This is a genomic window from Streptomyces humi, from assembly GCF_001005085.2.
Taxonomy (GTDB): domain Bacteria; phylum Actinomycetota; class Actinomycetes; order Streptomycetales; family Streptomycetaceae; genus Streptomyces; species Streptomyces humi.
In genome coordinates, this window is record NZ_LBMU02000082.1 from 95836 (window position 1) to 109327 (window position 13492).

General features: G+C 70.1%; 13 protein-coding genes. 7 read left to right on the forward strand and 6 right to left on the reverse strand.

Annotation, left to right across the window (positions count from 1 at the left end):
• Positions 1 to 7: 7 nt before the first annotated feature.
• Positions 8 to 1369 (reverse strand): type I glutamate--ammonia ligase, encoded by a 1362-nt coding sequence (gene glnA / locus AAW13_RS32805; RefSeq protein ID WP_046733615.1) that lies wholly within the window; start codon positions 1367 to 1369, stop codon positions 8 to 10.
• 331 nt (positions 1370 to 1700) lie between these two features.
• Between glnA and AAW13_RS32810 the strand changes: the two genes are divergently transcribed.
• Complete coding sequence (locus tag AAW13_RS32810) at positions 1701 to 2888, forward strand: globin domain-containing protein (RefSeq protein ID WP_046733579.1); 1188 nt, start codon at positions 1701 to 1703, stop codon at positions 2886 to 2888.
• Positions 2889 to 2982: 94 nt separating this feature from the next.
• Here the strand turns inward: AAW13_RS32810 and AAW13_RS32815 are convergent, their stop codons facing one another.
• The gene (locus tag AAW13_RS32815; RefSeq protein ID WP_046733580.1) at positions 2983 to 3429 is read right to left on the reverse strand and encodes an RrF2 family transcriptional regulator; all 447 of its coding nucleotides are present in this window, start codon (positions 3427 to 3429) and stop codon (positions 2983 to 2985) included.
• Between the two features lie 169 nt (positions 3430 to 3598).
• On the opposite strand from AAW13_RS32815, the gene AAW13_RS32820 reads away from it, so the two are divergent.
• The 6 genes from AAW13_RS32820 (at position 3599) to AAW13_RS32850 (ending at position 9432) form a co-directional block, all read left to right on the forward strand.
• Positions 3599 to 4276: a DUF3105 domain-containing protein gene (locus AAW13_RS32820; protein ID WP_046733581.1), complete on the forward strand. Its 678-nt coding sequence runs from the start codon at positions 3599 to 3601 to the stop codon at positions 4274 to 4276.
• Position 4277: 1 nt separating this feature from the next.
• Positions 4278 to 4910, forward strand: coding sequence for a DUF305 domain-containing protein (locus AAW13_RS32825; protein ID WP_046733582.1), 633 nt, complete (start codon positions 4278 to 4280; stop codon positions 4908 to 4910).
• 285 nt (positions 4911 to 5195) lie between these two features.
• Positions 5196 to 7160 (forward strand): S53 family peptidase, encoded by a 1965-nt coding sequence (locus tag AAW13_RS32830; RefSeq protein ID WP_046733583.1) that lies wholly within the window; start codon positions 5196 to 5198, stop codon positions 7158 to 7160.
• Between the two features lie 247 nt (positions 7161 to 7407).
• Entirely contained in the window at positions 7408 to 7755 is a 348-nt protein-coding gene (locus tag AAW13_RS32835; protein WP_240528797.1) for a PadR family transcriptional regulator, read from the forward strand.
• Entirely contained in the window at positions 7752 to 8456 is a 705-nt protein-coding gene (locus tag AAW13_RS32840) for a hypothetical protein (RefSeq protein ID WP_046733585.1), read from the forward strand. The genes AAW13_RS32835 and AAW13_RS32840 overlap by 4 nt, the downstream gene beginning before the upstream one ends.
• A 523-nt stretch (positions 8457 to 8979) precedes the next feature.
• A complete protein-coding gene (locus AAW13_RS32850) occupies positions 8980 to 9432 on the forward strand; it encodes a DUF6082 family protein (RefSeq protein ID WP_046733587.1) in 453 nt (150 codons plus the stop codon).
• Here AAW13_RS32850 and AAW13_RS32855 read toward each other — a convergent pair whose 3' ends face one another.
• The 4 genes from AAW13_RS32855 to AAW13_RS32870 all read right to left on the reverse strand — a co-directional run bounded on the left by AAW13_RS32855 (position 9433) and on the right by AAW13_RS32870 (position 13487).
• Complete coding sequence (locus AAW13_RS32855; protein WP_046733588.1) at positions 9433 to 10047, reverse strand: Uma2 family endonuclease; 615 nt, start codon at positions 10045 to 10047, stop codon at positions 9433 to 9435.
• Between the two features lie 189 nt (positions 10048 to 10236).
• Positions 10237 to 11463 (reverse strand): MFS transporter, encoded by a 1227-nt coding sequence (locus AAW13_RS32860; protein WP_046733589.1) that lies wholly within the window; start codon positions 11461 to 11463, stop codon positions 10237 to 10239.
• Between the two features lie 159 nt (positions 11464 to 11622).
• Entirely contained in the window at positions 11623 to 12675 is a 1053-nt protein-coding gene (locus tag AAW13_RS32865) for an endonuclease/exonuclease/phosphatase family protein (RefSeq protein ID WP_046733590.1), read from the reverse strand.
• A 182-nt stretch (positions 12676 to 12857) separates the two neighbouring features.
• On the reverse strand, positions 12858 to 13487 hold the full coding sequence (locus tag AAW13_RS32870; RefSeq protein ID WP_071659759.1) for a TetR/AcrR family transcriptional regulator: 630 nt from the start codon (positions 13485 to 13487) through the stop codon (positions 12858 to 12860).
• Positions 13488 to 13492 lie beyond the last annotated feature (5 nt).

The window sequence follows — 13492 nt, forward strand, 5'->3', positions numbered from 1 at the left end:
CCTGCGCCTACAACACCGGCAGGTTCTTCCGCAGCTCGAAGGCCGTGACCTCCGAGCGGTACTCCTCCCACTCCTGCCGCTTGTTGCGCAGGAAGAAGTCGAAGACGTGTTCGCCGAGGGTTTCGGCGACCAGGTCGCTGCCCTCCATGAGGGTCAGGGCCTCGCCGAGGTTCTGCGGGAGCGGTTCGATGCCCATCGCGCGGCGCTCGGCGTTGGAGAGCGCCCAGACGTCGTCCTCGGCGCCCGGCGGGAGCTCGTAGCCCTCCTCGATGCCCTTCAGGCCGGCGGCCAGGAGCAGGGCGTAGGCCAGGTAGGGGTTGGCGCCGGAGTCGATGGAGCGGACCTCCACGCGCGCGGAGCCGGTCTTGCCGGGCTTGTACATCGGGACGCGGACCAGCGCGCTGCGGTTGTTGTGGCCCCAGCAGATGTACGAGGGCGCCTCGCCGCCGGCGCCCGCCGTGCGCTCGGAGCCGCCCCAGATGCGCTTGTAGGAGTTCACCCACTGGTTGGTGACCGCGGAGATCTCGGCCGCGTGCTTCAGCAGGCCCGCGATGAAGGACCGGCCCACCTTGGAGAGCTGGAACTCGGCACCGGACTCGTAGAACGCGTTGCGGTCGCCCTCGAAGAGGGAGAGGTGGGTGTGCATGCCGGAGCCGGGGTGCTCGGAGAACGGCTTCGGCATGAACGTCGCCTGCACCCCCTGCTCCAGCGCCACCTGCTTCATGACCAGCCGGAACGTCATGATGTTGTCGGCCGTCGAGAGCGCGTCCGCGTACCGCAGGTCGATCTCCTGCTGGCCCGGCGCGCCCTCGTGGTGGGAGAACTCCACCGAGATGCCCATCGACTCCAGCATGGTGATCGCCTGGCGGCGGAAGTCCATGCCGACGTTGGTCGGGGTGTGGTCGAAGTAGCCCGAGTTGTCGGCCGGGGTGGGCCGGGTGCCGTCCAGCGGGCGGTCCTTGAGCAGGAAGAACTCGATCTCGGGGTGGGTGTAGAAGGTGAAGCCGAGGTCGGAGGTGCGGGCCAGGGCGCGCTTGAGCACGTACCGCGGGTCCGCGAAGGACGGCGAGCCGTCCGGCATCAGGATGTCGCAGAACATCCGGGCCGTGCCGGGGGTCTCCGCGCGCCACGGCAGCACCTGGAAGGTGGACGGGTCCGGCTTGGCGATCATGTCGGACTCGTAGACCCGGGCGAAGCCCTCGATCGCGGAGCCGTCGAAACCGATGCCCTCGTCGAAGGCCTGTTCAAGCTCGGCCGGGGCCACGGCGACGGACTTGAGGAAGCCCAGCACGTCCGTGAACCACAGGCGTACGAACCGGATGTCGCGCTCCTCCAAGGTCCGGAGCACGAACTCCTGCTGCTTGTCCATCTTCCGCTTCCCCATCCTTGCTGGTCAGGCCGCCTTGCTCCCGGTCCCACAGGAGGCGGTCGGGCACCTGGGCATCACACCACAACAGCATTTCATGCGCGTTGCGGACCTTGATCGCGTCGGCGTCCTCGGCCTGAACGGCTCCCATACCGCAGGTGTACTGCGCTCCCGCCCATCTTGCCTGCTCGCACCGCCATCCGTAATGGCCGGTCCGGATCCCGGGCGTCCGGATCCCGAGTGACCGAGACCACGGCCCTTAAATTTGAATCTGAGATGCAAGTTTTAATAGCGTCGAGTCGTCCAGCCGTTCGGCGAGCCACAAGGAGCCCCGATGCTGTCCGAGCCGTCCGCCGCCACCGTCCGCGCCACCCTCCCCGCCGTGGGTGCGGCCATCGGCGAGATCACCGAGCGTTTCTACGCCCGGCTCTTCGCCGCCCACCCGGAGCTGCTGCGCGACCTCTTCAACCGCGGCAACCAGGCCGCCGGCACCCAGCGGCAGGCCCTCGCCGGCTCCATCGCCGCGTTCGCCACGCACCTCCTGGACCACCCCGACCGGCGGCCCGACGCGATGCTGGGCCGTATCGCCCACAAGCACGCCTCCCTCGGGGTCGCCCCCGAGCAGTACGCCGTCGTCCACGAGCACCTGTTCGCCGCCATCGTGGAGGTGCTGGGCGAGGCCGTCACACCGGAGGTCGCGGCGGCCTGGGACGAGGTCTACTGGCTGATGGCGAACGCGCTGACCGCGATCGAGAAGCGGCTGTACGAGGAGAGCGGCGACACCGGGTTCCGGCTCTGGGAGGTCGTCGAACGGGTGCCGGAGACGGCCGACGTCGTGACCTTCCGGGTCCGGCCCGCCGACGGCGGCGCGGTGCGCGGCTTCCGCGCCGGACAGTACGTGTCCGTGGGCGTCACGCTCCCCGACGGCGCCCGCCAGATACGCCAGTACAGCCTCTCCGGCGCACCGGGCGAGTCGGTCCGCCAGTTCAGCGTCAAGCGGGTGGCCGGCGACGGCACGACGCCCGACGGCGAGGTCTCCGCGCACCTGCACGCGCGCGTGCGGGTGGGTGACGCCCTGGAGCTCTCGGAGCCGTACGGCGACCTCGTCCTCGACGGCACGGCCGGCCGGCCCCTGCTCCTCGCCTCCGCCGGCATCGGCGTCACCCCGATGGTGGCGATGCTCGCCGCGCTCGCGGCCGACGGCCACCGGGACCCGGTCACCGTGGTCCACGGCGACCGCTCCCCCGCCGACCACGCCCTGCGCGCCGACCACGTCGCGTACGCGGGGAAGCTGCCGGACACGGCCGTCCACTTCTTCTACGAGCGCGACGCCGAGCCGGGCGGACGGACCGGCCTGGCCGACCTCACGGACGTCGACGTGGCACCCGGCACGCGCACGTACCTGTGCGGCCCGCTGCCCTTCATGCGGGCGATCCGCGCCCAGCTGATCGAGAAGGGCGTGTCACCGGCCGACATCCACTACGAGGTCTTCGGCCCGGACCTGTGGCTGGCATCGGCCTGAGCGCCGGCGCCCCGAAGGGCCACGAGGACCTGCGTGACCGGCCACGGCGGCGCAGCAGCCGCCACACGGCGAACCGCGGCACCCCCGTAGGCCCTCAGACCGCCCCCGGCCTCCTGGAGATACCGAGCAGCAGCGGCCCCGTCGGCTCCACCACCATGTCCGCCACCGTCACCGGGTCCAGGGCCGCGTAGAACGCCTCCTGGGCCCGGCGCAGGGCGCCCCGGAGGCGGCAGGCGGAGCTCAGCGGGCAGGGGCGGTCACCGCCCTCGCAGTCCACCACGTCCCCCTCGCCCTCGAAGGTCCGCACCAGTGCCCCCACCGAGGCGGTACGCCCCCGCTCCGTCAGCGTGAGCCCGCCGCCCCGGCCGCGGCGGGCGTCGACCAGCCCCAGGTGCTGGAGCTCGGCGACCACCTTCGCGGCGTGCGTGTACGGCACGTCCATGTCCCCGGCGACCTCACGGGTCGTGGGCGTGGTTCCCTCCGCCACGGCGAGCCGCATCAGGAGCCGCAGGGCGAGGTCGGTGGAACGCAACAGCCGCATACCGGCCAGCGTAGGTAATACGCATCGGCCGTTCAAATTATCGGTTACCTGTCGGATCCCGGGACTTTCCGGCTCTTTCCTGTGCCCTACCTACGTCCGGCCCCATCTCCCCCATTACGATCAGCGAGCCCCAACCTCCTCGTCCCTTTCCCCCAGAAGGACACACCTCATGGGTTCCGCGAAGAACAAGGCCGGCAACGCCGAACGCAAGGCGCGCATAGAGCAGATGCGGCGCGCGGAGCAGGCGCGCGAGCGACGCAACCGGATCCTCACGATCGGCGCGAGTGTCGTGGTCGTGGCGGGCCTGATCGTCGGCGGTGTGGTGCTCGTCAACTCGCAGTCGGACAAGAGCGACAGCGCGAGCGACGCCAAGGGCGGTTCCTCCGGGGACTCCGGGCACTTCGTCACGGGCAGCGACGGGGTGCGGACCTGGACGGGCAAGCTGGCCCGCACGCACGTCGCCGGGACCGTGAAGTACCCGATGCACCCGCCGGTCGGCGGCAACCACAACCCGGTGTGGCTCAACTGCAACGGCAACGTCTACACCAAGGCCGTCAAGGACGAGAACGCCGTGCACGCCCTCGAACACGGCGCGGTCTGGGTGACGTACACCGACAAGGCGGGCAAGTCCGATGTCGACAAGCTGGCGGCGAAGGTGAAGCAGACGCCCTACTCGCTGATGAGCCCGTACGCGGACCAGACCTCGCCGATCGAACTGTCGGCGTGGGGCCACCAGTTGAGCGTGAAGAGCGCGGACGACCCGAAGGTCGGCAAGTTCTTCGAGACGTACGTGCAGGGCAAGCAGACGCCGGAGCCGGGTGCTTCGTGCACGGGCGGGACGATGTGACGTGAGGAAGCACATCGGCTGGATCGCCGGAACGACGGCGGCGGTGCTCGTCGCGGCCGGCGCGATCACGTACGCGGTCGCCGAGGACGACGGTGGCGGCTCCGGCCCCGGCGTCCCGAGCGCCGACGGGGCGGACGCGGGGTTCGCGCGGGACATGGCGGTCCATCACCAGCAGGCCGTGGAGATGTCGTACATCGTCCGCGACCGCACGAAGAACGCGGACGTACGGCGGCTCGCCTACGACATCGCGCAGACGCAGGCCAACCAGCGGGGCATGCTGCTGGGCTGGCTGGACCTGTGGGACCTGCCGAAGGTGTCGGCGAAGCCGCCGATGGCCTGGATGGGCATGGGTGACATGCCCGAGCGCGGGGACGGTTCGCTGATGCCCGGCATGGCGACCGACACGGAGCTGAAGAAGCTGGGGACCCTGAACGGGAAGCAGGCGGAGATCTTCTACCTCCAGCTGATGACGGACCATCACAAGGGCGGGATCCACATGGCCGAGGGCTGTGTGGCCAAGTGCACCGTCGAGGTGGAGAAGAACCTCGCCCAGGGCATGGTGGACGCGCAGCAGTCGGAACTGGCCACGATGAAGCAGATGCTGACGGAGCGGGGCGCGAAGCCGCGCGGCTGAACTGCCGTACAAGACGGGGGATTTGTCGACTTAACGGCACCGCAAGCATTCAACAACAATCGCAACCGATCTGTAATGTTCTGCGCGCGGTCGAAAGCCGACCAAAAGCCCCTAATCAAACCCCACTTGGCACTTCCTTGGGTTTCTCATTCCCCTGGCATGAACAGTTCACCGTAAGAGTGACGTTCACCGCGTGATCCATTCACGGGCCGTTCCGCCGCTGGCCTCCCGGTGATCACGCATGACCGACCACTCCATGCGACGAACCGCATAGCAGGGGGCAGTATGAGATCGAACCGTGCCAAGGTGCGGGCCGGCGTGAGCTTGGCAGCGACACTGCCGATGATCGCCGGTGCGCTCGCGCTCGGCATACCCGCGGCGCACGCCGCGGACAACCCGGCCCGTGACACCCTCAAGGGCACCAAGCCCCTCTGGGCCACGGCCAAGGCGGACAAGGGCGCCACCTCGAACAGCGCGCAGGTCAAGGCCCGGGTCTACCTGGCCGGCCAGGACGCCAAGGGCCTCGCGGCGTACGCGAAGGCGGTGTCCGACCCCAGCTCGCCGCTCTACGGCAAGTACCTCAGCGCCAAGCAGGTACAGGCCCGCTACGGTGCCACCACGGCCCAGGTGAAGGCCGTCAAGTCCTGGCTGACCGGCTCCGGCCTGAAGGTCACCGAGGTCACCGAGCACTACATCGGCATCTCCGGCGACGTGTCCGCCGTCGAGCGTGCCTTCGGTACCCAGCTGCACAACTACGCCAAGGGCTCGAAGACGTACCACGCCCCGGCGCAGACCGCGTCGGTGCCGGCCGCCGTCAGCTCCGCGGTCCTGACCGTCACCGGCCTGGACAACGCGCCGCACAAGGCGACCCACGACGACACGCTGCCGCCTCCCGGCGCCGTGTTCAAGAACTCCGGGCCGTTCTCGTCGTACTACGGCTCGAACACCGCGAGCACGCTGCCGAGCGCGTACGGCAGCAAGATCCCGTACGCCATCCAGGGCTACACGGGCAAGCAGCTGCGGGCCGCCTACGGCGCCGGCAAGTACACCGGCAAGCACGTGCGCGTCGCCATCACGGACGCGTACGCCTCGCCGACCATCGCCTTCGACGCGGGCACCTACGCCAAGGCGCACGGCGACGCCGCGTGGAAGACGAGCCAGCTGCACCAGGTGCTGCCCTCGAACTACACGAACACCGGCGCCGACGAGTGCGACGCCTCCGGCTGGTACGGCGAGGAGACCCTCGACGTCGAGGCCGTGCACGCGGTCGCGCCGGACGCCGACGTGACCTACGTGGGCGCCGCGTCCTGCATGGACAACGACCTGCTGGACTCGCTCAGCAAGATCGTCGACAACCACCTGGCCGACATCGTCTCCAACTCCTGGGGCGACATCGAGGCCAACCAGACCCCGGACCTCGCGGCCGCCTACGACCAGGTCTTCCAGCTGGGCGCGGTGCAGGGCATCGGCTTCTACTTCTCCTCCGGCGACAACGGCGACGAGGTCGCCAACACCGGTACGAAGCAGGTCGACACCCCGGCCAACTCGGCGTGGGTGACGGCGGTCGGCGGTACCTCCCTCGCCGTCGGCAAGGGCGACAAGTACCTGTGGGAGACCGGCTGGGGCACCGAGAAGGCCGCGCTGTCGGCCGACGGCAAGAGCTGGACCAACTTCCCGGGCGCGTTCACCTCGGGCGCGGGCGGCGGCACCAGCAAGACGGTCGCCGAGCCGTACTACCAGAAGGGCGTCGTCCCGGACTCGCTCGCCAAGGCCAACGGCGCCTCCGCCAACCGCGTGGTCCCGGACATCGCGGCGATCGCCGACCCCAACACGGGCTTCCTGGTCGGTCAGACCCAGACCCAGGCGGACGGCACCGAGGCGTACAGCGAGTACCGCATCGGCGGCACCTCGCTGGCCGCGCCGACCATCGCCGCGGTCCAGGCGCTGGCGCAGGAGGCGAACGGCGGCAAGGCGCTCGGTTTCGCCAACCCGGCGATCTACGCCAAGTACAACAAGAAGGGCGTCTTCCACGACGTCACGGACAACCCGACCGGCAACGGCCTCGCCGTCGCCCGCGTCGACTTCGCCAACGGCTACGACGCCACCGACGGCCTGCTGACCTCGGTCCGCAGCCTCGGCAAGGACAGCTCGCTGTCCGCGGTGAAGGGCTACGACGACGTGACGGGCGTGGGCTCCCCCGCGGCCGGCTACGTCCAGTCGTACCTGCCGCAGGCCCACCGCAAGCACTGACCCGCCGCGCGGCCCGGCCGACCGAGGGGCGTGAGGTCTTCCCGGACCTCACGCCCCTTCGCGCTGCGCCTGCCCGAGGATGCTCGGCCGGCGACGACGACAGACCGCGGGTCCTCACCACGCGCGTCCTGGCGAACCGGGCGCGAGATGTCGGTGTCGGGGGCGGAGCCGGTCCGCCTCTGCCGCCCGCCATGGCAATTCCACGAAACCATGCTTTAACTCTACCTAGGCTAGGTAGAGTTAAAGCATGCCGAAGGAGTCCCCTGCTCCGAGGATGACGCTGCCGACCCAGTTGGTACTGCGGGCATTCCTGGAGGAACCCACCGAAGAGCTGTACGGCCTCGAAGTCTGCGCGCGGGCTCAACTCGCGAGCGGCACGATCCACCCCATCCTGGCGCGCCTGGAATCCGTCGGATGGCTGGTCTCCCGGTGGGAGGAAGCGGACCCGCACGAGCAGGGCCGTCCGCGACGGCGCTACTACCGGCTCAGTCCGGACGGCACCGTATGCGCCAGGCAGGCGCTCGCCCGCGCCACCGCCGGGCGGAACACCTTGAACACGCTGCGTCCCGGTATGGCCGGAGGCGCGACTCTATGAGTACCGATTCCTTGGCAGGGACGGACGACTCCGGTGTCGCCGGAGTACTCGACCAGAGCCAGGCTCATGAACTCGCATGCGATCTCGTCGGTGAGATCGGCCGCATCGGCATGCGTGCGAAAAGCCTGGCCCGAGCTATCGACCTCGACCGCGCCGGTGCCGTGAGCAGTGATACCGACCTGGCCTTCGACGTGGTCGACGCCGTCGCGAACGCCCGCATCCGGGCGGCACAGCTCCGGTCCGTCGTCGGTGAACCCCGCCTCGCCGAGGCCCGGAGCGCGCTCCTGCTCCAGGGCCTTCAGTACACCGCCGAGTCGGCTCGTGAACTCGAACGCCAACTGTCGTACACACATCCCCGGCGAAGCCTCGCGGCAGGTTCCATCGCCGAATCCTGCGACCGCGCCGGCGCTGTGGTGCACCGGCTCGTCGTCCTCCGCAACCAGCCGGCCGGCAGCGCGGCCGCCGTCTCCGGCCAGAAGCGGGTAAGCCCGTCCGCGCAGTGGCTCGTCGGCTCCGCCGCGCGCCTGCTGCCCGCCACGGACCGGCCGCGTTACGGAGAGGAGTGGCGCGGCGAGTTGTGGGACCTCGCCGGTGAGCCGCGGCACCGGCAGCTCGCCCATGCGTTACGCGTCCTGCTACAGGCCTGGCCCACGCGACGGGCGATCCTCTGCACGCCAGGGGAGGACGGGGACCGATGGTGAGTACGACACGCGCCACGGGTCTGGCGGCCATGGCTTCGCCCTTCGCCACGGCGTTGCCGACCGGCACGATGCCGTGGCAGGCGGAACTTGCGCTGGCACTGTCGGGTCCGTTTGTGTGCGGGTTGCACCATTTCTGGAGCTACCGGCTCAGCAGCCGTGCTCTGGAGTACGCCGCCCGCAACGACGTCGTGCATGTCCTCGCCTACGGCACCGGTCAGCCTCCAGGCCAGAGTGGGCTGCGCATGCGCCGGGAGAGGCTTCCCGTGCGGACGGGGCTCACGCGACCGGAGCCCCGCGGAGGGCGCAATGGCTGATGAAGCCCTTCTGCCTCGTGGGCGGCTGGTCTCCCCGCGGCCTCGCCTTCCTTTCCACCACCGCATGCGCACCTATGTGTCGGGCCTGCCCGAGAGTCGCCACTGACGGGGTTGTGAGGGTTCCGGGAAGGAAGGCGGGGGCTTCTTGCCGCTTCTCGGGGGGCCGGGGAGCATCTGGCTCAATTGCCTTTGCTCTGGGGGGAGTTGCCGTGCCGATCCTGTTCGCTCTGTTGTTGGCCGCCGGGGTGGCCGTGCTGCTGATGCTCCTGGTGCAGCGTCGGGAGCAGCACCGGGAGACGTTGCGGGCCACCGTGTTGCGGACGCAGGTGGAGCTGCTGAAGGCCGCCGCTGCCGATCCGGAGCTGGGGCGGGCCGCGGCCGGGGCGGAGTTCGCCGGTTCGGCGCCCGGCGAAGTGCGTCGGCATTTGTTCTTCGAGGCCCAGGTGACCGCCTGGGAACTGCGGTGGCGCATCGGCGCCCTGTCCCAGCACCAGCTCCGCGCCCACGCCTCGGGGCTGCTGGCCGACGAGGAGGGCCGCCGGTACTGGCAGCGCACCCGCACCGACCGCGCCGCCCTGGCCGGCGACGACGAGAAACTGCGCGCCTTCACCCAGGTCTTCGACGACGCCGGCCAGACACGGCAACCCGCCGACGCGAGCTGATCAGTCGGACTTCTTCTGGGCGGCCTTGAGGACCTGGTCGACGTCGAGGGTGACCTGGGCGCCGATCGACCGGGGCAGTGCGGCGGTCTCGCCGGGCGAGTACGGGCGGTGGTGCTCGTACTGCTCCCCGGTGGGATCCGTGAGCACGTGGACGCGCTGGTGCTTGCGGTCGACGATGACGTAGACCGGGACCTTGGCCTGGGCGTAGGCGACGGCCTTGGTCTTCAGGTCGTCCTTCCAGTTGCTGGAGGTGACCTCCAGGACGAGACGGAAGCAGACGGGGTCGTAGGCGTTGTTCTCGACAAGGTGGTCGTCGATGTCGGCGTCCACGATCGCGAGGTCGGGGATGACGTAGTCCTCGGCTCCGGTGGGCAGCCAGAGGCCGACGTTCTGGAGGACCTCGGTCTCCTCTCCGTGCAGGCCTGCGGCGATGAAGGGGATCATCAGGCCGGTCAGGGCACGGGCGTGCGGGGCATCCGGTGACGGGGTCACGAGGAGGTGGCCTCCGATGATCTCGACTCGGTAGCCCGGATGCCGTTCCATGATCTCGTCGGCGATGGCCGTGAGCGAGAACGGCTCGTCGTCGAAGGGCTGCTCGATGCCTGCGGCGGACATCGCGTGCCTCCCAGGGGCTGGTGTCGAGAACATCATCGTAGGCAGATCCGATCGCCGACGCCGCGTCCGAAGCGCTTCACCCGAAGGTGAACATCGCGCCCGACCTCTGACGGCCGGATCCGGCAGCACGCGACGCGTCACGGTGTCCCGGCCGGGGGCACATCGGCGGCCCGGCCAGGACGTGGCCGTTCAGGAGGAGCGCACCGGCTCCGCGGTCTCCGGGACATGGGAGGCGACCACCCGTACGTGACCGGTCGCCGCCGGGACGGCCCTGCGGCGGTCCACCGCGTACGCCACGCTCGCCACGCCGAGGCCGAGGACCGCGAGGGCCGCGCCCGCCAGCGCGGGGGACGTCACCCCGAAGCCCGCCGCCAGCGCGACGCCGCCGATCCAGGCGCCGCCCGCGTTGGCGAGGTTGAAGGCCGCCTGGTTGGCGGAGGAGGCCAGGGAGGGGCCCGCGACGGCGCGTTCCATCACCATCAGCTGGAGCGGGGAGCCGGTGACGAAGGCCGCGACGCCCAGCAGGACGACGGCGAGCGCGGCGCTCCACTCCGTCCGCATCAGGAGGGGGAAGAGGAGCAGTACCGCCACCATCGACGCCAGGCCGCCGAAGAGCGTGCCGCGCATGGCGTGGTCGGCGAGGCGGCCCCCGACCAGGTTGCCGATCGTGGCGCCGACGCCGAACAGGGCGAGGAGCAGGGTCACGCTGCCCTGGGTGTAGCCCGCCGACTCCGTCAGCATCGGGGTGATGTAGCTGTACGCGGAGAACAGGGCACCGAAGCCGACGACCGTCGTGGCGAGGGCCAGCCAGACCGGGAGGGAACGCAGGGCGGTGAGTTCGCCGCGCAGGCCGGAGGTGGGGGCCGGGGTCCGCGTGGGGTGGATCAGGAGGAACACCGCCGCCATCGCCGCCACGCCGATCAGGCTCACGCCCAGGAAGGTGGCCCGCCAGCCGAGGTGCTGGCCCATGAGGGTGGCGACCGGGACGCCCGCGATGTTGGCGACGGTCAGGCCCATGAACATCAGGGAGACCGAGCGGGCCTTGCGTTCGGGGGCCACGAGGCCGGTGGCGACGACCGCGCCCACGCCGAAGAACGCGCCGTGCGGGAGGCCGCTCAGGAAGCGGGCGGCCAGCAGGGAGTCGTAGCCGGGGGCCAGCGCGGAGAGCGCGTTGCCCGCGACGAACAGGGCCATCAGGGAGATGAGGACCGTACGGCGGGGCAGGCGCGCGGTGAGTGCGGCCAGCAGCGGGGCGCCGATGACGACGCCCAGCGCGTACGCCGAGACCAGGTGGCCGGCGGTGGGGATCGAGATGTGCAGGTCGCCGGCGACGTCGGGCAGCAGGCCCATCATCACGAATTCGGTGGTGCCGAGACCAAAAGCGCCGACGGCCAGTGCGAGCAGGGCCAGGGGCATGAAGGACGTTGCCTTTCGGGAGAGCAGGGTTCCGTGCGTGCTGAGCACCGATAAGTTCATCTACGGAACAAAGTCTCCCAGGCCCAGTATTCCGCTAGGTTACGACCGGGCGTCCAATTGTCCTGACAAAAGCAACAACACGGCGCTGACCAGCGGATCTCAGGAACCCGATGTGGTCAGGTTCACACGTGCCGCGATCGGCAGGTGGTCGCTGCCGGTCCGCGGCAGGGTCCAGGAGCTCTCCGGCTCCACCCCCTTGACCATGATCTGGTCGATCCGGGCCATCGGGAACGCGGCCGGCCAGCTGAACCCGAAGCCGCTGCCCGCCGCGCCCTGCGTGGAGCGCATCTGCGAGGTGACGCCGTTGAGCGAACGGTCGTTCATCGTGCCGTTCAGGTCGCCGAGGAGGATCACCCGGGGCAGGGTCTCGTCGGCGATGGCCTCGCCGAGCGCGTCCGCGCTCTTGTCCCGCTGCCGGGCGGTGAACCCGGCGTTCATCTTCACGCGGACGGAGGGGAGATGGGCGACGTAGACGGCGAGCGGGCCGTGCGGCGTGGCGACCGTGGCGCGCATGGCCCGTACCCAGCCCAGTTTGATGTCGACGGCCTTCACCCCGGTGAGGCGGTACCTGCTCCACAGGCCGACCGTGCCCTCGACGGCGTGGTACTTGTACGTCGAGGCCAGCGCCTTCTCGTAGGTCGGTACGGCGGACGCGGTCAGTTCCTCCAGGGCGAGCACGTCGGCCCCGGAGGAGGCCAGCCGGGTCGCCGTACCGGTCGGGTCGGGGTTGTCGGCGTTGACGTTGTGCGTGGCCACCGTGAAGTCGCCGCCGGTGCCCGACTTGTCGGTGAGCAGCCCGCCGAACAGGTTGAGCCAGACGATCGCCGGGAGCAGTACGGCGATCAGCGCGGTCGCCGACTTCCGCACCAGACCGAGCAGCACCAGCACCGGGATCAGCAGGCCCAGCCAGGGCAGGAAGGTTTCGGTGAGACTGCCGAGGTTGCCGACCGCGTTCGGGATGCGGGAGTGCATCAGCATCACGCCGGCCAGCAGCAGCGCGACGGCGGCGAGGACCAGGCCCCGGCGCCAGATCCGCGGATCGTCGCGCCAGCCGGACAGCAAGCGGTTCACCAGGCGCCGGAACCGGTCTCTGCCGCGCTCGGGTCCCGAGCCGCCGTTGTCCGTTTCCGTCATGTACGCCTGCTGCGCCATACCGCCTGCCTCACAACCTGCCGTGCACACCGTCGTCCCCCGGATACGACCCTAGGGGATGATCGGCCTCGTTCCCGCCGTCACATGACGGCCGTACGGAAGACGAGGACGAACAAGCCGTCGGGAGGGGTTCCGGTTACCGCCGGGTCGGCGCGGGCTGTGACAGAACGCGCACACTCCCGCTACGGCTCCGGGGAGCTGACGGGCCGTAGCCCGGCCAGCACCTCGTCGACGATCTGTTCGGCGAGCCCCTCGGGGAGTTCCGAGTCCGGGCGCAGGACGGCCCGGAGCAGCATCGGGCCGGTGAACATGTCGTTGGCCAGTTCGAGGTCGACGTCGGCGCGGAGTTCGCCGTTGCGCTGGCCGCGGCGCAGCACTTCCATACCCAGTTCACGCCGGGGGTTCACCACGTTCGTGTGGTAGGCGTTCCAGATCCGGGGGCTGCTCTTCATCTGGGCGTGGACGTTGTGCATGATCGCCGACGAACGGTTCTTCAGGCCGCGCCGGCGCAGCGCTTCCAGCAGGACGATCAGGTCGTCGCGCATGGAGGTGCCGGGGAGTTCGGGGTCGGGGGGCTCGGCGGCGCGCATCACGTCGACGAAGAGCTCCTCCTTGCCGTTCCAGCGGCGGTAGATGGTGGCCTTGCCGACGCCGGCGGTCCGTGCGATCCGCTCGATGGACAGCTCGGCGAGCGGCACGCCGTCCTCCAGGAGCTTCATCACCCCTTCCAGGATGGCGATTTCCACCGCCTCGCTGCGGGGGCGCCCCCTGGCCGGGCCCGCGGACCGGGGACCGCTGTCGGCAAGTGTCACGTCGT

Bases quoted from the DNA above. Each gene is read 5' to 3' on its own strand.
- glnA (WP_046733615.1), bottom strand. From the start codon at position 1,369: ATGGACAAGCAGCAGGAGTTCGTGCTCCGGACCTTGGAGGAGCGCGAC.
- AAW13_RS32810 (WP_046733579.1), top strand. From the start codon at position 1,701: ATGCTGTCCGAGCCGTCCGCCGCCACCGTCCGCGCCACCCTCCCCGCC.
- AAW13_RS32815 (WP_046733580.1), bottom strand. From the start codon at position 3,429: ATGCGGCTGTTGCGTTCCACCGACCTCGCCCTGCGGCTCCTGATGCGG.
- AAW13_RS32820 (WP_046733581.1), top strand. From the start codon at position 3,599: ATGGGTTCCGCGAAGAACAAGGCCGGCAACGCCGAACGCAAGGCGCGC.
- AAW13_RS32830 (WP_046733583.1), top strand. From the start codon at position 5,196: ATGAGATCGAACCGTGCCAAGGTGCGGGCCGGCGTGAGCTTGGCAGCG.
- AAW13_RS32835 (WP_240528797.1), top strand. From the start codon at position 7,408: ATGCCGAAGGAGTCCCCTGCTCCGAGGATGACGCTGCCGACCCAGTTG.
- AAW13_RS32840 (WP_046733585.1), top strand. From the start codon at position 7,752: ATGAGTACCGATTCCTTGGCAGGGACGGACGACTCCGGTGTCGCCGGA.
- AAW13_RS32855 (WP_046733588.1), bottom strand. From the start codon at position 10,047: ATGTCCGCCGCAGGCATCGAGCAGCCCTTCGACGACGAGCCGTTCTCG.
- AAW13_RS32860 (WP_046733589.1), bottom strand. From the start codon at position 11,463: ATGCCCCTGGCCCTGCTCGCACTGGCCGTCGGCGCTTTTGGTCTCGGC.
- AAW13_RS32865 (WP_046733590.1), bottom strand. From the start codon at position 12,675: ATGGCGCAGCAGGCGTACATGACGGAAACGGACAACGGCGGCTCGGGA.